Below are 24,116 nucleotides of genomic sequence, written 5' to 3' on the forward strand. Positions count from 1 at the left end.
GGTGGCCCCGGACCGGGAGCGGCCGCCCTGGCTGGTCAGCGTGCGCCGGTCGGCGACCGGGGACCCGGTCGGCGCCGGCCTGCTGGTGACGCCGCGGCATGTGCTGACCTGCGCCCATGTGGTGCGGTCGGGCCGGGCCCCGGGTGTTCCGGCGGAGCCGGTGTTCGTCCGCTTCCAGTTCGCGTCCGCGCACGACCCCTTGCCCGCGACCGTGGTGGCCGACGGCTGGCACCCGGACGCCGGCGACGAGACCGGCGATGTGGCGGTGCTCGAACTCGGCGCGCCGGCGCCTCCGGAGGCGCTGCCGGCCCCGCTGCGGACCACCGGCACCGGCACCTGGGACCACCGTTTCCGGGCGTACGGCTACCCGGCGGAACACCGCCGCCAGGGCGTGCCGGTGCGTGGCGAGATCATCGGGCACGCCGGCGACGAGTGGCTCCAGGTGGAAGCCGGACCGCACGCCGGCTGGGGGCTCGAGCAGGGCTTCTCCGGCTCGCCCGTGTGGGACGTCAACCTCCAGGGCGTGGTCGGGATGCTGGTCGCCCGCGACAAGGTGGTCGCGGTGGACCGGCGCACCGCGTACGCCGTCCGGGTCGAGACGGTGGCCCGGTACTGGCCCGGCCTCGCCCCGTACATCAGGGACACCACCACCACCGAGCTGCGCGACCGGCTGGAGAGCCTGCTGTGGCTGCCGCTGACCGGGGACGGCGCGATCCCCCGGGTGGACGAGGTGGATCCGCACGACATCGGGGTCTCCCGCTCCAAGTACAGCGACCTGCGGGACGGCGCGCCCTACGTGTCCCGCCGCCCCCAGGACGACCAGCTGGACGCGTACCTCGCCGAGGAGCGGTTCGTGGTGCTGGCCGGCCGGTCCAAGGCGGGCAAGTCCCGCACCCTGTACGAGGCGTTGCTGCGGACGATGCCCGGCGCCCGGCTGATCGTGCCGCGCCCGGACGGCCCGGACCGGCGCGTGCTGGACGATCTCAGCCGGCTGCTGCCGCTGCCCACCGGCTCCGACCCGGTGGTGGTCTGGCTGGACGACCTGCACCGCTTCCTGCGGCCCGGGGGCCTGGACCTGCAGATTCTCGAACGGTTCACCCGCCAGCCGGGGTTCACGGTGGTGGCGACCATCCCGGCCAAGCACCGGGCCGCCCTCACCGGCATGGAGAACGATGTCGGCCGCACCACCCGAACCGTCCTGGCCAAGGCGCGGACCGTGGAACTGCCGTCGCTGCTGAGCACGGAGGACGCGGAGCTGGCCAGGGAGCTGTACCCCCGGGAGGACTTCGACGTCCGCGGCATCGGTGAACTCATGGTCGCCGCACCCGGGTTGGAGCAGCGCTTCAACGACGGCGCGGACAGCGACCCGGCAGGCTGGGCACTGGCGCGGGCGGCCACCGACTGGCTGCGGATGGGCCTGGCCGAGGGCGTCCCCGAGGGAGCGTTGCGGGAACTGTTCGACGCCTACCTCTTCGCCTACCACCCGGAACTCGACGCCGACGACGCCGGGTACCGGACCGCGCTGGCCTGGGCCCGGCAGCCGGTGGCCGGCAGCATCGCACTGGTCCAGCAGGTGCCGGGGCCGGACGGCGCCCCGGGCTACGCCGCGACCCCGTACATGGCGGAGTACCTGGACACCCGCGACGACGACCCGTCGGCCGCGGTGCCGCGGTTCGCCTGGCAGTACCTCACCGACAGCCGGCCGCCCGGCGAGCTGCTGGCGACCGCGTACACCGCGCTGATCCGCGACGAGACGGAGATCGCCGAGCAGACGCTGCTGCGGATCGTCGGGACGGCGTCCGAGGACCGGGACAACCCGGCCTGGGCGGCGCTGATGCTGGGCGAGATGTATCTGTACCTGGCCCGGTTCGGTCCGGCGGTGGAGCAGTTGGGCAGCGCGGTGGCCTCCGATGTGGAGAGCGTGGTGCCGCTGGCGCAGGTCGTACTGGCCGGGGCGCTGATGGTGACCGGCGACCGGGCCAGGGCCCGGGAGCTGCTGGAGGCCGCGGTGGGCTCGCGCGATCCGCAGGTCTCCCAGATGGCGCAGGTGGGTCTGGCCGGAGTGCTGGTCAGACAGGGGGAGAGCGACCGGGCGGAGCGGCTGCTGGAGGCGGTGCTCGCCGCCGGGGACACCGAGGTGACGCCGTTGGCGCAGGCCCAGTTGGTCAAGGCTCTCACGCTCAGCGACGGCGAACCGGCGGGCGTACGGGCCGGCCGCAGGCCGGGCGCGGTGCGCGGCAAGTCCGGGTCGGGAGCCGCCCCGGGCATCGTCCGGGGCGGTCCGGCGGAGCCGGCCGAGCAGCCGTGGACCTTGTCCCGGGCGGTCGGTGAGTCGATCGCCGGCCAGATCACCGCGATGGCCCGCGCCAACCTCGGCGGTCTGCTGGTGAACCAGGGCAAGCTGGACCGTGCCGAGGAGCTGCTCCGTTCGGTGCTGGACAGCGGGCAGTTCCACGCGGTGCCGTTGGCCCAGGCCTGCCTGGGTGAACTCCTGATCGTGCGGGGGCGGTACGAGGAGGCCGAGACGCTGCTGCGGGCGCTGATCCGCTCCGGGCACCCACTGCTGACCCCGCTCGCCAAGGTCTTCCTGGCGATCACACTGCTGCACCAGGAGCGCATCGACGAGGCGATGGAACTCCTGCTGGAGGTGGCCGGCTCCGACAACCCCGACCAGTCGCCGAGGGCGGCCTGCGCGCTCGGCGAGTGCTATTCCGCGCAGGGCGACGGTCCCGCGGCCGTCGAGTGGCTGGAGCGGGCGATCGCCACCGGACACCCGGACTGGTCGGTGGCCGCCCTCGTCGACCTCGCCGACGTCGTCATCAGCCTGGCACGGCGCGGTGACGGGGACGGCGCCCAGGAGGGTGCCGGTGACAGCGCCGGGGACGAACCGGATGGTGCGGAGCGGGCGGTGACCCTCCTGACCACCGCGATCGCCGCCGGCCACCCGGACCTGTCGCCGGGCGCCGCCGACATGCTCGGCGACTTCCTGTCCCAGGAGGGCCGGTACGAGGAGGCGGAGGCCGCGTACCGGACCGCCATCGGCTCCGGGCACCAGCACTGGTCACCCATCGCCCGGATCGACCTCGGCCTGATGCTCAGGGCGCCGGGCAACGAGCCGGACCGGGTGGTGGAGGAGCTGACCGGTGCGGTGGACGCCGGCCACCCCGTCCAGTCGCCGCGCGCCGCCGACCTGCTCGGCGACTTCCTCGCCGGGGAGGGCCGGTACGAGGAGGCGGAGGACGCGTACCGGACCGCCATCGACTCGGGGCACGAGCAGTGGTCGCAGATCGGCCGGATGGACCTCGCCCTGATGCTCGCCGACCAGGGCGACCTGGCGCGCGCCGAGAGCCTGCTGCGGGTCGTCGCGGACTCCGACGACCCCACCGTCGCGACCTGGGCGGTCACCGTACTCGGCATGGTCCTGATCCAGAACGCGCAGCGGCCCGAGGGACTGGGCCACCTGCGGTCCGCGAGCGACGCGAACGTCGCCCCGGCCTCGCAGATGGCCCGGTTCCAGCTGGCGAAGTGCCTCGTCGAGGACGGCGACGCCGAGACCGCGGAGGAACTGCTGCGGTCCGTGGTGGACGACGAGCCCACCGACGTCACCGAAGTGGCCCGCGCCTACCTCGCGGTCCAGTTGCTGCGCGGCGGCGACGAGGAGGCGGCCGAGGAACTGCTGGCCGGGGTGGAGAACTCCGGTGACCAGGTGGCCATCGCTCTCGCCTACCTCGGCACCGGCGAGTACCTGCTGGACACGGGCGAGGTGCAGGCGGCCGGTGAACTGCTGGCCGCCGCCATGGAGATCGCCGATGAGGAGACCGCCCCCCGCGCCGCCGTACTGCTCGGCGTCGTACGCCGCTCGACCAACGACCTGGAGGAGGCCCGGCAGCTGCTCTCCGACGCCCTCGCCTCCGGCGACACTTCGGTGGAGCCGATGGCCCGCCGCTACCTCGGCAGCACGTTGTTCCGGCTGCTCCAGTACGCCGAGGCGGAGCGGACGTTGCTGCCGCTGGGCACGTCGGACGACACCGAGCACCGGCCGCAGGCGCTGCTGCTGCTCGGCCAGGTGCTCACGGCCGCCGGCCGGCCGGAGGACGCCTACCCGTGGTTCGAGCAGGCCATCGAGTGCGGCGACCCCGACACGGAGGCCGTGGCCCGCTACGACTACGCCGAGCTGCTGCTGAGCGCGGGGCACCGTGACCGGGCCGAGGAGGTCTACACCCCGCAGGTGGCCGAGGACCAGGAGGCGCCGGCCGACCTCACCGACCCCGCCGGCCTCGCCGCGCCGGCCGACACCCCGCGTCCCGCACCGGCGGCCCCCGGCGAGCCCGCCGCCGAGGCACCGCACCCGCTGCCGGCCGTCGTGCTCGCGCTCCTCGGTGATGTGGCGGACGCCGAGGGTGCCCCGGAGGAGGCCCGCTTCTGGTACCGGCTGGCTGGTCGGCCGGTACCGGAACGCTGAGCCGGGGCCGGTGGGCGGAAACTCACTGCGCCGCCGTCGCGGCGGCGATGTCGACGCTCGCGGCTCTGCGGGCCGGCCAGAGCGAGGCGAGCAACGCCCCGGCCAGGGCGATGAGCACGCCGAGCGCGAGGCGTCCCCAGGGGAGGACCAACGTGTAGCCCGCGACGGTCTCCTGGAGGGTGCGCCCGAGCGCCCAGCCCAGGAAGACGCCCATGACCGTGCCGAGGGTCGCACCGAGTCCGCCGATGAGCAGGGCCTCCAGGCGGATCATCCGGGTCACCCCGGCGCGGTCCAGGCCGAGGGCGCGCAACGTGCCGATCTCCTTGCGGCGTTCGAGGACCGACATCGCGAGAGTGTTGGCGATGCCCAGTGCGGCGATCACCAGGGCCATGCTGAGCAGGGCGTAGAAGACGTTGAGTTGGTCGCCGATGGGGCCGCTGCCCTCGGCCCGGACGGCTGCTTGATCGAGGACGGCCAGGGCCGGGTTGTCGCCGAGGGCGTGGGTGATGGTGCCGAGTGCGGCCCGGCCGGGTCCGCCGTCCGTGGCGACGAGGACCGCGGCGGTGTTCGGGGTGGAGTCGTAGCGGGCGACGAGGGAGTCCGGTGCGGTGATGCTGGGCAGCAGGTCGCTCTGCTCGTCCGCGTGGTAGACGGCGCCGATGGTGACGCTGCCGCGCTGGTCGTCCTGACGCTGGAGGGAAAGGGTCTGGCCCACGTGCCAGCCGGCCTGCGCCGCCTTGAAGTCGGCCACCGCGATCTGGCCCTTGGCGAGGCAGTCGAGAGAGCCCTCGAGCACGTCGTACCGCAGCAGCCGGCCGATGGTGGCGGGGTCGACGCCGGTCAGCACGGAGGAGGTGCCGTCCAGCCGGTATTGCGTCGACTGGTTGAGCGGGCTGACGACGGTGCCTGACAGTTTCCTGAGGGGCGCCGTGGTGACGGGGGTCATCCGCATGGCGCCGTCGGCGGGCTTCACCTGGTAGTCGGCGATGAAGTCGTGGGCGGTCGCGCGGTCGAGGTACTGGGTGGCGGAGGCGCCGAGGACGGACAGGCCCGACGCGAGGGTGAGGGCGATGGCGAGTGCGGCGGCGGTGGCGCCGGTGCGGCGCGGGTCGCGCACCGTGTTGCGGGCCGCGAGGTCGCCGTGCACCGGCCGCAGACGCCTCAACAGCGGTTGAACCAGGCCCACGAACGGCCGGGACAGCAGCGGGATCAGGCCGATCGTCCCCGTCAGGGTCAGCGATGCGCCGAGTCCGATGACGGTCCGGGTGTCCTTCTCCGTCGTGAGGGCCCCGTACACCACGGCAGCGGTGCCGGTGAGTGCCAGTGCGGCGCTGAGGCCGGTGCGCAGGGAGCCGGCGCGCGCGGGCGCCGTGGGCTCGGCGGCGCTGAGCGCGGCGACGGGCGGGATGGCCATCGCCCGGCGGATCGGAAGCCAGGCGGCGACCATGGGCAGGAGGGTGCCGACCAGCAGGGCGATGATCACGGTGCCCGGGGTGAGGACCAGCGGGCCGGCCGGGGTGTCGGCGGGGGTGAAGAGCGTCTGGAGCAGAGCGGCGACCCCGGTGCCGGCGGCGAGTCCGGCGGCCGAGGCGATCGCGCCGACGAGGAGGGACTCGGTCAGCAGGATGCGGCGCACCTGCCGGCGCGAGGCGCCGACGGCCCGCAGCAGGGCCAGCTCCCTGGTGCGCCGGGCGATCAGCATCGTGAAGGTGTTGGAGATGAGGAAGGTGGCGACGAACACGGCGACCGCGGCGAATCCCAGCAGGATCTGGCTCATCGTGCTGCTCGTGCTGGTCGCGAGGTTCGTCTTGATCCGGGCGAGTTGGCCCCGGGTGACCGCGCCGGTGCCCTGGGGCAGCGCCGATTCGACGCGGCGCAGGAGCTCCTGCGGCTGTGTGCCGGGTGCGGCCGTGAGCTCGACGCTCCGGTAGCGGCCGGGCCGGAGGAAGAGCCGCTGGGCGGTGGCGTCGGTGAACAGCACCAGGCTGCTTCCGGTGGTGAGCCGCATCCCGTCGGTGCGGAAGACCCCGCTGAGGGTGTAGGACGCGGCGCCCTTGTCAGTGCCCACGCGCACGGTGTCACCGACGCGGTAGCCGCCCTGTGCGGCGCTGCTCTCGTCGAGGGCGATCGTGTCGTTGCCGGCCGGGCCGGAGCCCTGGGTGAAGCGGTAGGCAGGGTCCGTGCCGTCCGGTCCCGGGGCGAAGTTGGCGCCCTGGTGGGACTCGCCGTGACCGAGCGGGCGGCCGTCGCGGCCGGCGACGGCGGCGAAGCCGTCGACCCGGCCCGCGGCGACGGCGACGCCGGGGACCTCGGCCAGGGTGGTCACGGCCTGGGCGTCGATGGCGCCCGGGCCGGGGCCGCCGCCGGGGGAGCCGTTGAGATCGACCTCGACGGCGATGCGCTCGTAGCCGTCGGTGGCCTGGGCGGTGGCGGCACGGTTCAGGCTGTCGCCGAAGACGAGGCTGCCGGTGATGAAGGTGACGCCGAGCATGACCGCGAACGCGGTCATCAGCAGGCGGGCCTTGTGCGCGGACACGTTGCGCAGGGCGGTTCGGAACATGGGTGCGGATCCTGAGTCAGGGGGCGGGCTCGGTGGATGCGAGCGGATGTCTGGTTCGGTGCCGGCGGGCGCCGCGGGTCAGCTCGTGCGCACGGGTCAGCTCGTGCGGGCGCGGGTGTCGAAGGCCTTCATCCGGTCCAGGACCCGGTCGGGGGTGGGCTGTGCCATCTCGTCGACCAGGCGGCCGTCGGAGAGGAAGACCACGCGGTCTGCGTAGCCGGCGGCGACGGGGTCGTGGGTGACCATGACCACGGTCCGGCCCAGCTCGCGCACCGAGTCGCGCAGGAAGCCGAGCACCTCGGCCCCGGCACGGGAGTCGAGGTTTCCGGTCGGCTCGTCACCGAAGATGATCCCGGGGCGGGAGACCAGCGCCCGGGCCACCGCGACGCGCTGCTGCTGTCCGCCGGACAGCTCTCCGGGCCGGTGGTCGAGGCGCTGGGACAGGCCGACCATGGCGATCACACGGTCCAGCCACTGCCGGTCGGGCCGACGGCCGGCGATGGTCAGCGGCAGTGTGATGTTCTCCAGCGCGGTCAGCGTCGGCAGCAGGTTGAACGCCTGGAAGATGAAGCCGATCCGGTCGCGGCGCAGCTGGGTGAGCTGCCGGTCGTTGAGCGTGCTCAGTTCGGTGGTGCCGATGCGCACGGAGCCCGAGCTGAACGAGTCGAGCCCGGCGGCGCAGTGCATGAGCGTGGACTTGCCGCAGCCGGAGGGGCCAATGATCGCGGTGAACTCGCCCTCCCGGAACGCGATGCTGACATCGTCCAGGGCGACGACGCGGGTGTCGCCGCTGCCGTAGACCTTGGACAGGCCGGTGACGGCGGCCGCGGCTCCGGTCGTCCGGTGCGCGGTGCGAGCGTCAAGGGGTGCGGCGGTCACGGGACTCCTCTTCGGTGCCGAATGGTGCGCTTCGAAGGGTGTCCGGGGTACGTATCGGGACCTGGACCGCCGTGTATCGGCGACCGCTCATCTGTGTATCAGTTCTGTAGGGCTGGGTGGTCGGGCGGGGCGGTCCGGCAGGGCGGTCGGGCCGGCACTTCAGGGCCGGGCGGTCAGTCCGGCAGGCGCAGGGTGGCGACGGCGCCGCCGTCGGGGGCGTTGTCCAGGAGCAGCTGCGCGCCGAGGAGCCGGGCCTGGCCCAGGGCGATGGTCAGGCCCAGACCGTGGCCCGTGCCGCGCTCCGTCGCGCCTGTGTAGAACCGGCGCGGGCCGTCGCGCAGCAGGTCCGGGGGGAAGCCGGGGCCGTGGTCGCGCACGACGACCGTAGGGCCGTCGACGGTGACCTGTACCGGGGCGGCCCCGTGCCGGTGGGCGTTGCCGACAAGGTTGCTGATGATCCGTTCGAGTCGGCAAGGGTCGGTCTCCACGGTCTCCGTGGTCGGTCCGGTTTGCGCCTCGGCGACGGTGACCGCTGTGTCCAGGCCGGTGCGCGCCACGGCCTCGGAGACGACCGCGTCGAGCGGGACATGGGCGTGGACCGGTTGTTCGGCGCCGGCGTCCAGCCGGGAGATCTCCAGCAGGTCCTCGACCAGGCCGCGCAGGTCGCGCACCCGGGCCCGGAGCAGATCCTCCGTCTCGCCGGGCGGCAGCAGATCGGCGGTGGCCAGCAGACCGCCGACGGGGGTGCGCAGTTCGTGGGCCACGTCCGCGGTGAACCGGCGCTCGGTGCGCAGTTGCCGGCTGAGGCTGTCCGCCATGAGGTCGACGGTGCCGGCGATGTCGGCGACCTCGTCGCGGCCCTTGATGTGCCCGGTCCGGGCATCCAGGTCCCCGGCGGAGATCCGGCCCGCGGTCTCGGAGACCCGGCCCAGCCGGCGGCCGATCAGCCCGGCTCCGTAGACCGCCAGGGGCGTGGCCGCCGCGAGGGCGATCAGCGACGCGACCGCCATGACCAGGTCGAGCCGGAACAGTTCGTGGCGCTCCGTGCTCATGTTGACCTGAAGGGCGAGCACCGGGCTGCCCGGGCCGTCGACCCGCTGCGCGGCCCAAACGCTGGGTCCCACATTGCCGTGGACGCTCCCGTCATAGGCGGTGTGGCGGTCATCGTCGGCCGGGTTCCGCAGCGCGTAGGGCAGTTCGGCCGGATCGAGCACGGCACCGCCGGTGAGGGTTCCGGTGCGCCGGTAGGTGTCCACTGCAGAGAACACACCGTTGGAGGCCCGCATTTCGGCTCTGCCCTGGATGTCCTGCGCGGTCCAGACGTGCACCAGCAGCCCGACCGCCACCGCGACCAGACAGGCCGTGGCCGCGGCCAGTGCGGCGATCTTCCAGCGCAGGGGCACACGGGCCGGACGCATGCGGTGGAACGGGTGCACCGGCCTCAACGCCTGAGCTTGTAGCCGAAGCCGCGGACCGTCTCGATCCTGTCCCGGCCCAGCTTCCTGCGCAGCCGCTGCACGCACAGGTCCACGACCCGGCTGTCGCCGTCCCAGCCGTACTCCCACACGTTCCGGAGCAGGGTGTGCCGCTGCAGCACGATGCCCGGGTGCGCGGCGAACTCCAGCAGCAGTTTCAGTTCGGTCGGGGTCAGCGCCACCTGGCTTCCCGCGACGAACACCTCCAGGCCGCCGGTGTCGATGGTCAGGTCCCCGAGGACCAGCAGGTCCCCCTCGGAGGGGAGCGGCTCGTCGCCCGCGGTCTGCCCAGGTGCCGGGGCGGGCGGGTAGGTCGCCCGGCGCAGCAGCGAACGGATGCGTGCCACGAGTACGTAGCTGTCCACGGGTTTGACCACGTAGTCGTCCGCCCCGGCCTCCAGACCGGCGACGACGTCGAGTCCGTCGCCGCGGGCGGACATCATCAGCACCGGCACCAGGCTGGTCTCCCGGACCTTGCGGCACAGGCCGATGCCGTCCAGGCCGGGCAGCAGCACATCCAGGATCAGCAGGTCGAAGGTCTCGGCGCGGAAGACCTCCAGCCCCGTCAGCCCGTCGGCCGCGGCCCGCATCCGGTAGCCGTAGCGATCGAGGGCGACGGTGAACGACCGGCGCATCAGATCGTCGTCCTCCACCAGCAGCACGCGAGCGGGTCGCGGAGCGGCCGGGGCCGGGGTGGCGGGGGACACGGGCAGCTGACTCCTGTTCGGACGGCTCGGGCGTTCGGATGGTTCGGAAGGTCGCGCGGCAGAGGTCCCGGGTGTTCTCACGCGGCCGGCGACCTGGAAGGAACGATATGCCAGACCCTCCGTGGCCCCTCTTCGCCACGGCCCGGCGCCCCGATTCGATGGACAACGAAGCGCTCGCCGATACCCGCCCGATACAAAAGACGATGCGGTCGAAGGCGCCGGGCAGAAGCGGCAAACGCACACCCCGCCTACGCCGCGAGCGGCGGGATGTCAGTGGTGTCGGCGATGCTGGGAGGCTCACCACGTCTGCATGCGCATGAAGGAGCTTCCCGATGGCGATCCACGTTGCCAGCCGTCGCCGTGCCGTGGCCTCGTTGGCGGCTGCGTTTCCCGGCGCTGAGATCATTGATGTCACGTCCCGGGCGGTGGATCCGTGGGTGCGGCTGAGTCCGTTCTATCCGCATGGCGGCGTACCGGTCCCGTACGGCGAGGGTGAGACCGGCCAGTGCGTGGAGGGGATCTGGCAGGCGCTGAAGGTCTTCGAGCACGCCGATGTCGACCCGGCGAAGCTCGACGTCACTTCGATGAAGGGTCTCAAGCGGACCGTGCGCCGCTACGGGCCGGTCCGGGGCCACCGCACCGGGCTGCACGGCGAGGAGCTCCTGTCGTACGAGACGGCCCGACGCCGGATCTACCTGCCGGCCTACCGGTGGGTCCTCGACAACCGCGTCGCGGATCTGGTCGGGCAGCTGCGCGGGAAGGCCGAGGTAGTGCTCCTGGACTACACGACCAACGGTGACGTCGCCGATCTGGCCACCCCGCTTTCACATGCCGCGCTCCTTCAGCTGCACATCGAAGGCCGCTGGCCTGACGAGGCGTGAGCCCTGGACGTCAACGACGCGCGGGGCGCCAAGGTCTGTAGCGGGCAGGGCATCGTCGCGGACGTCATCCCGGACGTTGTCGCGGACATCATCGTCCAACCCGCCGGACCTGTGCGTTCACAGCACCCGCACCGGGATCAGTCCGGCCTCATCGGCGGATTCCCGCAACGCCTGGACAACGGCGGACACGACGGGATCCGGTCCCGAGCGGCGGAACAGCGCGGTGATCCTGCGGTGGCCGACGACCGGTACGGCGGGCACCGCGACCGCTGCCGGCGGTGTCGAACCGAGCGCCAGCGTCGGCACGACGGCCGCTCCCGCACCGGCTGCCACCATCGCCAGGACGGTGGGGAACTCCCTGCACAGGTGGTCGCGGCGCGCGGTGAAGCCGTTGTCGGCGCAGATCCGCAGGAGCGCCCGGCCGCAGGCGGTGTCGTCGGGGCTGGCGACCCAGGGGCGGCCGGCCAGGTCCCGGATCGAGGCCGGTCGCGGCCAGCTCGCGGGCGTGACCACGCGGTACTCGTCGTCGGCCACGGGGGAGGAGGCCAGGTCGTGCCCGTCGGAGGCTTCGGCACTCTCGCCGTCGTGTTCGGTGATGACCATGTCGCAACCGCCGGTGCGCAGTTCGCGGAGGGCCGCGGGGCCCTCCAGCTCGACCACCCGCGGTTCCAGCTCGGGATACGCCTCCACGATCGCGCTCAGTGCCGGCGCCACCAGGTGGCAGATCGCCGTGGAGAACGCGGCGATCGTGACCGGTCCGGCCACCCGGCCGCTGAGTTCCGTCAGTTCACGTCGCGCCTCGGTCAGCTCCTGCTCGATGCGTTCCGCGCGGGCGGCGAGCAGGTGTCCGGCCGGAGTGAGTCCGATTCTGCGCCGGGAGCGGTCCACCAGCGGCAGGCCCACCTCCCGCTCCAGCTGCGCGAGCTGCTGGGAGACGGCGGACGGGGACAGGTGCAGTAGCTGGGCCGCGTCCATGACACCCCCGCGCAGAGCGACCGCACGCAGGACGCGAAGCCGCCGGGGGTCGAGTTCCATAAGCAGAACTGTAGTGGCACTTCAGAAAATCGTGATTGAAATACAGCAGGGCTTCACTGATCATCGGAGCATGGAAACCAGTGAGGAATGGCGCGTCCAGTTCGACGCCGATGTCGTCTTCGCCAACGGCGGAGCCCTGCAGACCCAGGGGTTCCGGCTGGACGTGCCGGGTCCTGACATCAGTGACCAGGAGGTCGGGGAACTGCTCGTACGCCACCTCGGTCTGCTGATGGTCGGCGAGGTACGCATCAGCGAGCGGCAGCTGCTGCGCGAGCCCCACAAGGGATCGCGCGGCACCGCGGGGACCGCTCGTGCCGGGGGACGGACCGTGGACCTGAGCCATCCGATCCGTCAGGGCATGGTGACCCTTCCGGGGGTGCCCGGACCCGAGATCGGCGAGCACCTCTCCCGCGAGGCTTCTCGCGGCACCTATGCGCCGGGTACCGAGTTCTCCATCGGACACATCGCGATGGTGGCCAACACGGGTACGTACCTCGACGCTCCCTTCCACTGCATCTACCCGGCCGTACGGGCGGCGGGCCGGAGCGTGACCACCGTCGAGGGCCTCGCCGCCCGGGGCGGCGAACTCCACCCGGCCCAGCAGCAGTTCCTGGACGCCCAGGGCTTCCAGTGCGGGTTCTGCACCGCGGGCTATCTGATGACCACGGCCGCCCTCCAGGCGGAGCAGGGCACCGTCCACGACGACGGCAAGCTGGACGACCTGCCGCGCGCCTTCAAGGGCAACATCTGCCGCTGTACGGGCTACCGGGCCATCGAGGACGCGGTGCGCGGGGTCAAGCACACCGAGCGCCCCGAGGCGGGCCAGGCCGTCGGCAAGTCCCTGGGCGCCCCCGCCGGCCCCCTCGTCGTCACCGGCACGGCCCGCTACACCTTCGACGTGGAGGTGCCGGGGCTGCTGCACATGAAGCTGCTGCGCTCCCCGCATCCGCACGCCCGGATCGTCTCCATCGACACCAGCGACGCCCTGCGGGTGCCCGGGGTGCACGCGGTCCTCACCCACCACGACGCCCCCGAACGGCTGTACTCCAGCGCCCGCCACGAGCACCCCACCGAGGACCCGATGGACACCCGCGTCCTGGACGACGTGGTCCGCTTCGTCGGCCAGCGCGTGGCGGCCGTCGTCGCCGACAGCGAGCAGGCCGCCGAGGAGGGCTGCCGCCGTGTGGTCGTCACGTACGAGGAACTGCCGTACGTGATCGACCCGGAGCAGGCGATGCTGCCGGGCGCCCCCGTCATCCACCCCAAGGGACCCGAGTCGGGCATCTTCCGCGCCGAGAACAACGTGTGCGGCGAGGTCCACAACACCCTCGGCGACATGGCGAAGGGGTACGCGGAGGCGGACGTCGTCCACGAGGAGACCTTCCGGACCCAGCGCGTGCAGCACGCCAGTCTGGAGACCCACGGCAGCGTCGCGTACTTCGAGCCCAAGGAGGAGGGTGACGGCGAGCGCATCACCGTCCGCTCCTCCACCCAGGCGCCGTTCCTGACCCGGCGGGCGCTGTGCGCCCTCTACGACCTCAACGAGGACGAGGTCCGCGTCGTCGCGGGCCGCGTGGGCGGCGGGTTCGGTGGCAAGCAGGAGATGCTCACCGAGGACATCGTGGTCCTCGCCGCCCTGAAGCTGCGGCGCCCGGTGAAACTCGAGTTCACCCGGGCCGAGCAGTTCTACGGTGCCACCACCCGCCACCCCTTCAAGGTCACCATCAAGATCGGCGCGAAGGCCGACGGCACCCTCACCGCGCTGCGCATCCGCGTCGTGTCCAACACCGGCGCCTACGGCAACCACGGCCCGGCGGTCATGTTCCACAGCGTCGGTGAGTCCTTCGCCGTCTACAAGGCGCCGAACAAGGAGGTGGAGGCGTACTCCGTCTACACCAACGGTGTACCGGCGGGCGCGTTCCGCGGCTACGGCCTGGGCCAGGTCCTCTTCGCCCTCGAATCGGTGATGGACGAGCTCGCCGTCCGGCTCGGCATGGACCCGCTCGTCCTGCGCGAGAAGAACGTCATCGGCCCCGGCGACCACATGGTGACCCCGATCGGCCACGAGGAGGACCTCTTCATCGCCTCGTACGGGATGAAGCAGTGCATGGAGGTCGTCCGCAAGGCCATCGCCGAGGACCGCAGCCACGAGGACGTCCCGGAGGGCTGGCTCACCGGGACGGGCACAGCGGTCGCGATGATCGCGACCGGCCCCCCGGGGGGCCACTTCGCCGACGCGCGGGTCAGCCTGCTGCGCGACGGCACGTACGACATCGCGGTGGGCACGGCCGAGTTCGGCAACGGCACCACGACCGTCCACAAACAGATCACCGCCGGAGCGCTGAACACCACGGTCGACCGGCTCACGGTCCGTCAGTCGGACACGGACGTCGTCCGCCACGACACCGGCGCGTTCGGATCGGCCGGCACGGTGGTGGCGGGCAAGGCCGTCATGCTGGCGGCCGACTCGCTCGCGGAACGCCTCCAGAGCTTCGCCGCCCGGCACACGGGCGTGGCCCGGCATCTGTGCAAGCTGCAGGCCGAGTCCTTCGACTGCGCGGGCCGCGTCGTCACCCTCAAGGAGCTCTACGAGGCCGCGCACGACCAGGGCAGCCTCGACGAGATCGCGGCGGACGGCCACTGGGGCGGCTCCCCGCGCTCGGTCGCCTTCAACGCGCAGTGGTTCCGGCTGGCCGTCGACCCGGGCACGGGCGAGATGAAGATCCTGCGCAGCGTGCACGCCGCCGACGCGGGCAAGGTCATGAACCCGATGCAGTGCCGCGGCCAGGTCGAGGGCGGGGTGGCCCAGGCGCTGGGAGCCACCCTCTTCGAGACCGTACGGGTGGACGAGCGCGGGGAGGTGACCACGGCCGCGTTCCGCCGCTACCGCCTGCCCCAGTACGCGGACGTCCCGCGCACCGAGGTCCACTTCATGGAGACGTCGGACGCGATCGGCCCGCTGGGGGCCAAGTCGATGAGCGAGAGCCCCTTCAACCCCGTTGCCCCGGCCTTCGCGAACGCGCTGCGCGACGCCACCGGTATCCGCTTCACCGAAATGCCGGTCACCCGGGACCGGGTGTGGGCCGCGATGGACGAACACGCCCGGACGAAACCATGACGTCCACCGGATCCTGGGGGTCCTGTCACCCGGGGTACGGTCCTGCCATGTCTTCCTCATCCGACGCCGCACCGTCACCTTCCGCCTCCCCGTCACCGGCAGAGTCGCAGTCGCCGTCCCGGTCGCCTGCCACCGTGGCCGCGGACGATCTCGACCGGGCCGTCCAGCTCTCCGTCGCCGTCCTGCGCCAGGCACCCGCGGCGGCCTGGGACGGCAAGGCCGGTTCGCTGGAGTGGGACTGCTGGGAGACCGTCGAGCACCTGAGTGACGATCTGTTCGCCTACGCCGCCCAACTGGGCCCCAGGCAGCCGCCCCTGGAGGGTGAGGTGCCCTTCGTCTGGGAGAGCCGGCGGCCCGGCGGGCCCGCGAACGCCGTCCACGCGGACCGTACGGCGGGATCCGCCGGGCTGCTGCAGGTGCTGGAGGCGTGCGGCGCCCTGTTGATCGCCATGGTGCGTACGACGCCGTCGCAGACCCGGGCCTACCACGGCTTCGGAGTGTCGGACCCGGAAGGCTTCGCCGCGATGGGGATCGTGGAGACCCTGGTGCACACCCACGATCTGGCCGAGGGACTCGGTCTCGACTGGACCCCGCCCTCCGACATCTGCGCGCGGGTGCTCACCCGGCTGTTCCCGGAGGCACCGATGGGCACCGACCCCTGGTCCACCCTGCTGTGGGCGACCGGGCGCGCCGAACTGCCCGGCCACCCCCGGGTCACCACATGGCGCTGGTACGGCGAGCCCCGGCCGTAGCTCCCCCGCCACCGGCCGGCCGCGGTGGGACCGGCCCCACCGGCGTTCGCCAGGCACTACGTGAGATCGACGATCGCAGTCGGAACCTGCGGAACCACCGGGCGCGTACTGCGGAAACGCGCGGCGTAGGCGGAGGGAGTGGTTCCCAGGTGACGGGCGAAGGTCCTGCGGAGGGTCTCGTCGCTGCCCAGTCCGCTGCGCCGGGCCGCGGACGTCACGCTCTCGCCACGTTCCAGCAGCATCCGGGCGGCTTCCAGCCGCATCGTCTCCACGTAGGCGGCCGGGGTGCTGCCGGTCTCCTCCCGGAACAGCCGCGACAGATGACGGGCGCTCACACCGGCCTGGCCGGCCAGCGCCTGCGGGCTGTGGTCGGACGCCGGGTCGGCCGCGATGGCGTCCAGCAGCGGACGCACGACCGGGTGCGCCGTCACGGTGGTGCGGGAGGCGGCGGAGAACTGGGACTGCCCTCCCGGCCGTTGCAGAAACACCACCAGGTCACGGGCGACCCGGCGGGCCGCTTCCGGGCCGTGGTCCTGTTCGACCATCGCGAGGCAGACGTCGATGCCGGCCGTCACCCCGGCCGAGGTGAGAACCGTTCCGTCCTGGACGTAGATGGCGTCGGGCGTGACCCGGACGTCAGGGTGGCGGCGGGCGAGTTCCGCCGCGTGCTCCCAGTGTGTCGTCGCCCTGCGCCCCCGCAGCAGACCGGCCGCCGCGAGGACGAAGGCCCCGGTGCAGACCGCCGCCACCCGCTGCGCCCCCGCCGCCAGCCGGGCCACCTGGTCGACCAGGTCGGGCTCCTTCCGGAGCGTCTCGAGGTCGGCCGGACCGGGGACGATGAGCGTGACCTCCGGCCACTGCTCGCGCTCGGCCTGCTCGGCGGACAGGTCGGCGACGATCCGCAGGCCGGTCGAGGTGATGACGTCCCGGCCGCCTGGGGTGCACACCCGCACGGCGTACGCGCCCGTGTCCCGCGCGGCGGTGGCGAAGACCTCCAGCGGGGCGGCGACATCCATCAGCCGCACCCCGTCGAAGGCGAAGACGATCACTTGACGCTGCACCCGTCCACGGTAACCGCATGTCCGTATGTGTGGGGTACCTGTCTCCAGGGACATGGCGGGAGGTCGGTACCCGCGGGCAGGCTGGAAGCGTGATCAGGGCCGGTCGGCCCGTTCCCCGAGGAGAGGAGCCGTTCCATGACGATCCAGGGGCAGGAAGCCGGTGCCGCCGGAGTGTCCGTGCCGGACACCAAGCTCGCCGCCGAGGCCACCGAGCTGGTGCGCGACACGGTCGGCGACTTGATCTACCACCACTCCCGCCGCGTCTACTGGTTCGGCAGTCTGCAGGGCGTCAACCGCGGTCTGCGGTTCGACCCGGAACTGCTCTACGTCGCCGCGATGTTCCACGACCTCGGCCTCGGTGAACCCTTCCGCGGCAGCGGCCGCCGCTTCGAGGTGGACGGCGCCGACGAGGCACGCCGGTTCCTGCTGGGCCACGGCCTGCCCGAGGACGGCATCCGGCGGGTGTGGACAGCCATCGCCCTGCACACCACCCCCGGCATCCCGGTCTTCATGGAGCCGGAGGTCGCGCTGCTCACCGCCGGGGTCGAGTACGACGTCCTGGGCATCGGCTACCAGGACATCAGCGACGGCGACCGTGCCGAGATCACCGCGCTGCACCCCCGCCCGGACTTCAAGCGGCGCATCCTGGAGGCGTTCACCGAGGGCATCGCCCCGAAGCCGGAGACGACGTTCGGGAACGTGAAGGCCGATGTCCTCCAGCACTTCGTCCCGGGTTTCACCCGTGGTGACTTCGTGGAGACCATCCAGAACTCACCCTGGCCCGAGTAGACGGGATGCCCCGGGCCGGGCGGCCGGGCGCGTGACCCACCGCGCCCGCCGCCCCGCCCGGTGCCGGCTGGCGGAAGCCGTCCGCGTGGTCCTGGGCCCAGGACCGGAAGGTCCGGGCCGGCCGCCCGAGCAGCTGCTCCACGGTGTCGGGCGGCGATGTCGCGCTCATGGCTCAGGGACCGCGAGGCCTGTCCGTAGGGCCGGCGCACGACGCCCTGCCGGATCCGACCGGCCCATCCGAGCGTGTTCGTGGCGAAGTCGATGGCCCGCAGAAACGTCCACGCGCTTCAGGTCGGCGCCCGCCCTGCCGTCAGGCGTGGAACTCGGTGAGGTCGATGCTGTGCACGCGGAGCGGCCTGCCGTACACCGGGTCCACGGTTTCGCGCTCCAGGACCATGCCGAGTTTCCGCATGACGTTCTCGGAGGCGTCGTTGCCCACCTGGTGAATGCTGATGACGCGGTCCAGACCGCGGTCCTGGAGGGCGAACTCCAACGTGGCGTGGGCGGCCTCGGACGCGTACCCCTGGCCCCAGAACTGCCGCCCGAGCCGCCAGCCGATCTCCACGGCCGGCAGCACCTCCGGCAGGAACTCGGGCACGGACAGCCCCGTGAACCCGGCCAGTTCACCGGAAGCGAGCAGCTCGACGGCGAAGAGCCCGAAGCCCTCGTCGTCCCACTCCTCCTCCCAGCGCTCGATGGACTCCGCGGTGTTCTCCAGATCCCGGACCGAGCCGTCCCGGATCCAGCGCATCACCTGCGGGTCGGCGTTGATCTCCGCCATGGGCGCGAGGTCGTCGTCATGCCAGCGACGGAGGAGGAGGCGAGGGGTACGGATTTCGGTCATACCCGCATCCTGCCGAACGAGGTCCCCCCAGCGGAAATCGGCACCCCCGCGGCCCCGGGTCCGGCGGATCGCGGCCTCGAACGCCGCGATCTCCCGCCGGAAGTGAGACACGTGGTCCATGGCCCCACTCCGCCGGCCGCGCACCGGACCCGACATGGCCCCCGCCAGGCGGCGGACGGACTACCGCGCCGCGTCCAGCCGCTCGCGCTGCTCCGCCGTCAGCTCCAGGTCGACCGCGGCCAGGCTCTCGTCCAGCTGTGCCACCGAGGAGGCGCCGACCAGCGGGATCGCCGGGATGTCGGATCCGATCAGCCAGGACAGCACCACCTGGTTGGCGGTCGCCCCGGTCTCCTCGGCCACCTGCCGCAGCGCGGCGAGCCGGACCGGCGTGCCCGAGTGGTCGAACTCGGAACCCAGCGGCTTGTCCTCACGGACGTAGGCGCCGCCCAGCAGCGGCGAGTAGGCGACGAGCGCGAGCTCCGGGTCGGAGCGCAGATAGCTGAGGTGGTCGCCGCTGAGCACGCCCTCCTGGCCGTCCGGGGAGCGCCGGCTCGGGAAGTCGGTGCGCTGCCGCAGATAGCTGTGGTGGTACTGCAGGACCTCGTACCCCGGCAGGCCGGCCGCCGCGGCCAGACCGCGGGCCTGCTCCACCCGCCACGCATAGTGGTTGCTCGCCCCGAGCAGGCCGACCGTGCCCTCGGCGACCAGTTCGGCGAAGCTCTCGACGATCTCCCGCGTCGGCACGCTCGTGATCTGGGTGTGCGCGTACAGCAGGTCCAGCTTCTCCATACCGAGCCGCTCCCGGCTGCGCTCCGCGGACTCCCGGATCGTCTTGGCCGACAGGCCGTCGATGTCGAGGGCCATGGTGGCGCTGGGGGCGAGCGGCCGTCCCCCGAGCTTGGTGGCGATGGTCAGCTCGTCACCGGCGCCGCGGCTGCGGCGCCAGCGGCCGAGCAGTTCCTCGCTCTCGCCGCCCTGGGTGCCGTTGACCCAGTACGCGTAGTTGTTGGACGTGTCGATGAAGGTGCCGCCGGCTTCGACGAACCGGTCGAGGATCGCGAACGACGTCGCCTCGTCGGTGATCGTGCCGAACAGCATGGCGCCGAGACTCAGCACGCTCACCTCGCGGCGGGTCGCCGGGTCCTTGCCGATCGTGCGGTACCGCATGTGCGTTCCCCTCGTCGAGCCCCTCGGTGCCGGGCTTTGAGCAGGAGTCTGCATCCTGGAGAGCGCTCTAAGTCAACCCCCTCCGACCAGGGCGGTCAGGTGTCCAGGGAGCGGATGACCCGGGCCGGATTGCCGACCGCGAGGACGCCGGCCGGCAGGTCCTTGGTGACCACCGCACCGGCGCCGACCACGGTGTTCTCGCCGATGGTGACTCCGGGGCAGACGATCACCCCGCCGCCGAGCCAGACGTTGTCGCCGATCGTGACCGGTACCGCCTTCTCCCAGCCGGCCCGCCGCCGCTCGGTGTCCAGCTCATGGGCCGGCGTCAGCAGCTGGACGTTCGGGCCGATCTGCACATCGGCTCCGATGGTGATGGGCGCCGCGTCGAGGAAGACCGCACCGAAGTTCACGAACGTCCGGGCGCCGACGGTGATCTGACGGCCGTAGTCGCACTGGAACGGGGCACGGATCACCACCCCTTCGCCCACCGCGCCGAGCAGCTGCTCCAGGATCTTGCGGCGCCCGGCCGGGTCGGGCCGCCCACCCGGGTCGACCGAGTTGTAGGCCGCGCACAGCTCGCCACGCCGCTCGGAATCCGCCCCCAGGTCGGGGTCGACCGGGAGGTACCAGTCGCCGGCCAGCATGCGTTCCTTGTTCTCGCCCACAGGGGTCCTCTCTCCGGGAGCAGCCACGATAGCCAAGAGCGCGGGCGGGCAGGCGGGCTCGGCGGCCCCGCCGGATCCGGCGGGCGCGCCGACTTGCGCGACACCCCCCACCGCGGGCCGGGCGGCTCTACTCTGATCGTGGGCCGGACGCTTCGCCGGCGGGGGAGCTTGCGGCGCCCGGCCGGCACGGGTTCCGGAGGGGGTGCGGCACGGTGGAACAACTGGGGCCCGGGGATCCGCGGCAGGTGGCGCAGTACCGGATCAGTGCACGGCTCGGCGCGGGCGGCATGGGTCAGGTCTATCTGGCGCGCTCACCGGGCGGCCGGTCCGTCGCGGTGAAGGTGGTCCGGGCGGATCTGGCCCAGGACCCGCAGTTCCGCGTCAGGTTCGCCCGTGAGGTCGAGGCGGCGAGACGGGTCAGCGGTGTCTTCACGGCACCGGTCATCGACGCCGATCCGGACGCGGACCCGCCGTGGCTGGCCACCGGCTACGTTCCCGGACCGTCCCTCACCAGCGCCGTGACGGAGTTCGGCCCGCTGCCAGCGGACTCCGTGCGCCTGCTCGTCGCCGGGCTCGCCGAGGCGCTGGTCGCCATCCACCGGGCGGGGCTGGTCCACCGGGACCTCAAGCCGTCGAACGTGCTGCTCGCCCTGGACGGACCCAAGGTCATCGACTTCGGCATCGCCAAGGCGCTGGAGTCCGTCGGGCTGACGATGACCGGATCGGCGATCGGCTCACCGGGGTTCATGGCGCCCGAGCAGGTCACCGGTGGCGAGGTCACCTTCGCCACCGACATCTTCGCACTGGGCGCGGTGCTGGTCTTCGCCGCGACCGGCCGGTCCCCCTTCGGCACCGGCCCCACCCCCGCGCTGCTGTACCGGGTGGTGAACGACGAGGTCGAGGTGGACGACCTGCCGGACGGACTGCGCCGGCTGGCTCGGAGCTGTCTGGCCAAGAACCCGTGGGAACGGCCCAGCGCGGCGCAGATCCTGGACGGACTGGACTCCCCCGAGCTGGCGCCGACCGAGGCGTTCACCTCGGGCGGGCGCTGGCTGCCCGCGCCGCTGACCCGGGCGATCCTGCGGCAGTCGGGGATGCTCGACGAGGACCGGACCGTGCTGGACCCGCCGCCGGCCCCCACGGCTTCGCTCACCTCACCGGCCCCGGCACCCGCGCCGTCCGGCTACGGCTATCCCGGTCCTGCAGAGGGATCGGGTCCTGCGGAGGGATCGGGTCCTGCGGAGGGATCGGGTCCTGCGGAGGGAGCCGGCCCGCCCGCGGGGTTCGGCCCGCCGCCGTTCGTCCCGGCCTCCGGCGGGACCGCGTACAGCGGCCCCGGCAGCCACAGCGCGTACTCCACGGTCCCGGCCCCACAGGCCCCGCAAACCCCGCAGCATCCCGGAGCTCCGCGCCCGCCGAAGCGCCGCCGCGCGATCCTCGCGGTGGCCGTCACGGTGCTGCTGATCGTCGGCGGTGCGGCGATCGCGCTGAACCAGCTGGGCACCAAGGACGACACGGGTGGGGACGGCAAGGCCTCGAGCGCGCCGAGCGCGGCCGCGCCCACCCCGGCCGGGCCGGCCACCGCGCTGCCCTGCGGCGGGATCAACGACCCCTTCACCTCTAACGTGAGCGCCGCCGGCTGGCATCCGATCAACAAGCTGGAGGACACCGTCGCGCTCCCCGGAGGCCGGCTCGACATCACCGCCGCCGACGGCGCCGATCTGCGCGCCGACATCCCCTCGGTCGGCGCCAAGGCGCCCATGTACTACCGGGAGGTGAACGGGAACTTCACCGCCGAGACCGAAGTGAGCGCGTCCCCGCACTACACCTACCAGGGAGCCGGGCTGTTCCTCAGCGCGGTGAACTACGGGTACATCCGGCTGGAGCGCGGCTACGGCGACACCGGCGGCATCACCTTCGAGTACTTCAGGGACGACGAAAAGTACGTCTCCGTCGACTACGCCTTCACCACCGCGGCGGCCAAGGGCAGGACGCTCGTCAGGACGGACGCCACCAGCGTCCAACTGCGGCTGCGGCGCACCGGCGACACGGTGACCGCGTCCTGGCGGGCGAGTGGTGCTGCGGCCTGGCAGCAGCTGGGGCAGGCGCCGACTCCGGGCGCGTCGGGCGGCAAGGGGACACCGGCACTCCGGATCGGCCTCTCCGTCGTCAACCGCGCCCAGCCGCCCCAGGGCGATCCGCAGAAGCAGCGCTTCACGGCGTCCTTCGACTACGCCAACATCACCTGCGGCTGAGCCCGTCCGACTCCGGGCCGCCGTACCGCCGGCGTCACTCCGGGCGCCCGCGGGGTGCGCGGGCGCAGGCGGCCTCCACCGTCGCGACGGGACGCAGGTTCCTCGTGAGGCCGGCCAGCCGCAGGATCCGCAGATGCCAGGGGTGGGTGCAGACCAGTCCCATCCAGCCGTCGTGCTCCAGCAGCAGGCGGTGGGTGCGGACGAGCAGCGTCAGGGCGGCGCAGTCGAAGAACTGGGCGGGCCGCAGGTCCACGACCACCAGGGCACCCGGCGACTCCGTCGCGGCGGACACCCCGGCGCCCACCTCTTCGATCGTGGACAGGTCGATCTCCCCGCGTAACTCCACCACGGTGAACTCGCCCCGCTCGTAGGTGTGGACGAGCCGGCGCGGCGGCGGCACGGCTTCCAAGCGGAGGGAGGCCTGGCCCAGGGTGGCAGGCGGGGTGTCCTCATCCATGCGCGGTCCCCTGTCCAACAGCTTCCGGATCGACGGAAGCACTCAGCCATACGGACTACCACCGGGGTCCCGGGCGACATCCCTGAACTCTAGGGACAGTGGGAAAAGCAGAAACGTGCAGGCAGCTGGCAGTTCAGTCCTGTGGGTGAAATTCGCCGAACGCCTTGCTGGTCGACACATTTTGTGCAGGTACGCCTTGTGTCACGGCGGCCGGCCCCGCCCCGGCGCCGCCCCGGACAGGGTGCTCCCACTCGTTCGGCGGTGTGCGCGGCAGCGGCCGCCCCTGCCGCCCATGATGCTGTGACCTGCCGGATCGTTGCCCAGGACGACGCCCGGTGCCGCCGTCTGAGGGACCCTCAGGCCCCGGCGAGGATGCGCGGGCCGATGCATATCCCCTTTGGATGGATCTCACGGCATGGAGTCGACTGCGTGCACATGGTGCGCTCGCCGTGCCGGTGAACGGAGATCCCACCATGCGTATAGCCACGGTCCTGGCCACCACCGCCCTCGCCTCGGTCGCGATCGGAGCCGGGGCCAGTGCCGCGTACGCCGCAGACCAGCCCTCGCTGAGCGTCACCCCGAGCCCGGCCATGCCCGGCTCCTCCGTCGTGATCTCCCTCAGCGGCGGCTGCACCGCCTCCTCGGCCTCGGCCACGTCGGAGGCCTTCACCGGCACGGTGGAGCTCTCCACCGGCTCGGCGCGCATCTACACCGGCACCGCGACGATCAAGTCCGCCATCAAGGCCGGCACGTACTCGATCGACGTGGCGTGTCCCGGTGGCGCCACCAGCACCTACCAGTTCGAGGTCGGCACGGCGAGCAAGGGTGCCAAGACCGGTCTGGGCGGCTCCGTCGGCGGGATGAACACCGGTCGGATCGCGGGCGGCATCGCCCTCCTCGGCGTCGCGGCCGGTGGCGTCGTGATGCTGCGCCGCCGCCGGGCCGACACCGACTGACCGCTCCTCCCGGCGTGTGATCGCGCCCCGCAGCCGCGGCTGCCCCGGTTCAT

At 72.5% G+C, this 24,116-nt stretch carries 17 protein-coding genes; 7 read left to right on the plus strand and 10 right to left on the minus strand.

What is annotated here, in order from left to right; translation table 11 throughout:
- Position 1 precedes the first annotated feature (1 nt).
- Entirely contained in the window at positions 2 to 4,462 is a 4,461-nt protein-coding gene (locus LNW73_RS34345; RefSeq protein ID WP_250992722.1) for a tetratricopeptide repeat protein, read from the plus strand.
- Positions 4,463 to 4,484: 22 nt separating this feature from the next.
- Here LNW73_RS34345 and LNW73_RS34350 read toward each other — a convergent pair whose 3' ends face one another.
- The 4 genes from LNW73_RS34350 to cseB form a co-directional block, all read right to left on the minus strand.
- Positions 4,485 to 7,022 (minus strand): ABC transporter permease, encoded by a 2,538-nt coding sequence (locus tag LNW73_RS34350; RefSeq protein ID WP_250992723.1) that lies wholly within the window; start codon positions 7,020 to 7,022, stop codon positions 4,485 to 4,487.
- 96 nt (positions 7,023 to 7,118) lie between these two features.
- Entirely contained in the window at positions 7,119 to 7,901 is a 783-nt protein-coding gene (locus tag LNW73_RS34355; RefSeq protein WP_250992724.1) for an ABC transporter ATP-binding protein, read from the minus strand.
- 173 nt (positions 7,902 to 8,074) lie between these two features.
- The gene (locus tag LNW73_RS34360) at positions 8,075 to 9,319 is read right to left on the minus strand and encodes a sensor histidine kinase (protein ID WP_250992725.1); all 1,245 of its coding nucleotides are present in this window, start codon (positions 9,317 to 9,319) and stop codon (positions 8,075 to 8,077) included.
- Between the two features lie 23 nt (positions 9,320 to 9,342).
- Positions 9,343 to 10,083, minus strand: a complete 741-nt coding sequence (cseB, locus tag LNW73_RS34365; RefSeq protein ID WP_374118253.1) for a two-component system response regulator CseB — start codon at positions 10,081 to 10,083, stop codon at positions 9,343 to 9,345.
- Positions 10,084 to 10,415: 332 nt separating this feature from the next.
- Here cseB and LNW73_RS34370 point away from each other — a divergent pair, with 332 nt between their 5' ends.
- Positions 10,416 to 10,964, plus strand: a complete 549-nt coding sequence (locus LNW73_RS34370; RefSeq protein ID WP_250988347.1) for a DUF6939 family protein — start codon at positions 10,416 to 10,418, stop codon at positions 10,962 to 10,964.
- Between the two features lie 117 nt (positions 10,965 to 11,081).
- Here the strand turns inward: LNW73_RS34370 and LNW73_RS34375 are convergent, their stop codons facing one another.
- Positions 11,082 to 11,999 (minus strand): LysR family transcriptional regulator, encoded by a 918-nt coding sequence (locus LNW73_RS34375; protein WP_250988348.1) that lies wholly within the window; start codon positions 11,997 to 11,999, stop codon positions 11,082 to 11,084.
- Positions 12,000 to 12,069: 70 nt separating this feature from the next.
- On the opposite strand from LNW73_RS34375, the gene LNW73_RS34380 reads away from it, so the two are divergent.
- Both LNW73_RS34380 and LNW73_RS34385 read left to right on the plus strand, forming a co-directional pair.
- The gene (locus LNW73_RS34380; RefSeq protein ID WP_250992726.1) at positions 12,070 to 15,117 is read left to right on the plus strand and encodes a molybdopterin cofactor-binding domain-containing protein; all 3,048 of its coding nucleotides are present in this window, start codon (positions 12,070 to 12,072) and stop codon (positions 15,115 to 15,117) included.
- Positions 15,118 to 15,164: 47 nt separating this feature from the next.
- On the plus strand, positions 15,165 to 15,869 hold the full coding sequence (locus tag LNW73_RS34385; protein WP_250992727.1) for a hypothetical protein: 705 nt from the start codon (positions 15,165 to 15,167) through the stop codon (positions 15,867 to 15,869).
- Between the two features lie 56 nt (positions 15,870 to 15,925).
- Here the strand turns inward: LNW73_RS34385 and LNW73_RS34390 are convergent, their stop codons facing one another.
- The gene (locus LNW73_RS34390) at positions 15,926 to 16,930 is read right to left on the minus strand and encodes a GlxA family transcriptional regulator (RefSeq protein ID WP_250992728.1); all 1,005 of its coding nucleotides are present in this window, start codon (positions 16,928 to 16,930) and stop codon (positions 15,926 to 15,928) included.
- Between the two features lie 135 nt (positions 16,931 to 17,065).
- On the opposite strand from LNW73_RS34390, the gene LNW73_RS34395 reads away from it, so the two are divergent.
- Entirely contained in the window at positions 17,066 to 17,719 is a 654-nt protein-coding gene (locus tag LNW73_RS34395; RefSeq protein ID WP_250992729.1) for an HD domain-containing protein, read from the plus strand.
- A gap of 310 nt (positions 17,720 to 18,029) precedes the next feature.
- Here LNW73_RS34395 and LNW73_RS34405 read toward each other — a convergent pair whose 3' ends face one another.
- The 3 genes from LNW73_RS34405 to LNW73_RS34415 form a co-directional block, all read right to left on the minus strand.
- Positions 18,030 to 18,563 carry a GNAT family N-acetyltransferase gene (locus LNW73_RS34405; RefSeq protein WP_250992730.1) on the minus strand — a complete coding sequence of 178 codons (534 nt, stop codon included), beginning with the start codon at positions 18,561 to 18,563 and terminating at the stop codon, positions 18,030 to 18,032.
- A 180-nt stretch (positions 18,564 to 18,743) separates the two neighbouring features.
- Positions 18,744 to 19,730 carry an aldo/keto reductase gene (locus tag LNW73_RS34410; protein WP_250992731.1) on the minus strand — a complete coding sequence of 329 codons (987 nt, stop codon included), beginning with the start codon at positions 19,728 to 19,730 and terminating at the stop codon, positions 18,744 to 18,746.
- A gap of 95 nt (positions 19,731 to 19,825) precedes the next feature.
- Complete coding sequence (locus LNW73_RS34415; RefSeq protein WP_308407769.1) at positions 19,826 to 20,395, minus strand: sugar O-acetyltransferase; 570 nt, start codon at positions 20,393 to 20,395, stop codon at positions 19,826 to 19,828.
- Between the two features lie 212 nt (positions 20,396 to 20,607).
- Between LNW73_RS34415 and LNW73_RS34420 the strand changes: the two genes are divergently transcribed.
- Positions 20,608 to 22,650: a protein kinase domain-containing protein gene (locus tag LNW73_RS34420; RefSeq protein ID WP_250992732.1), complete on the plus strand. Its 2,043-nt coding sequence runs from the start codon at positions 20,608 to 20,610 to the stop codon at positions 22,648 to 22,650.
- 34 nt (positions 22,651 to 22,684) lie between these two features.
- Here the strand turns inward: LNW73_RS34420 and LNW73_RS34425 are convergent, their stop codons facing one another.
- A complete protein-coding gene (locus LNW73_RS34425) occupies positions 22,685 to 23,107 on the minus strand; it encodes an STAS domain-containing protein (protein ID WP_250992733.1) in 423 nt (140 codons plus the stop codon).
- Positions 23,108 to 23,580: 473 nt separating this feature from the next.
- On the opposite strand from LNW73_RS34425, the gene LNW73_RS34430 reads away from it, so the two are divergent.
- On the plus strand, positions 23,581 to 24,063 hold the full coding sequence (locus LNW73_RS34430; RefSeq protein ID WP_250992734.1) for a hypothetical protein: 483 nt from the start codon (positions 23,581 to 23,583) through the stop codon (positions 24,061 to 24,063).
- Positions 24,064 to 24,116: the final 53 nt, after the last annotated feature.

It is taken from the genome of Streptomyces sp. RKAG337 (genome assembly GCF_023701715.1).
In the GTDB taxonomy this organism is placed as follows: domain Bacteria; phylum Actinomycetota; class Actinomycetes; order Streptomycetales; family Streptomycetaceae; genus Actinacidiphila.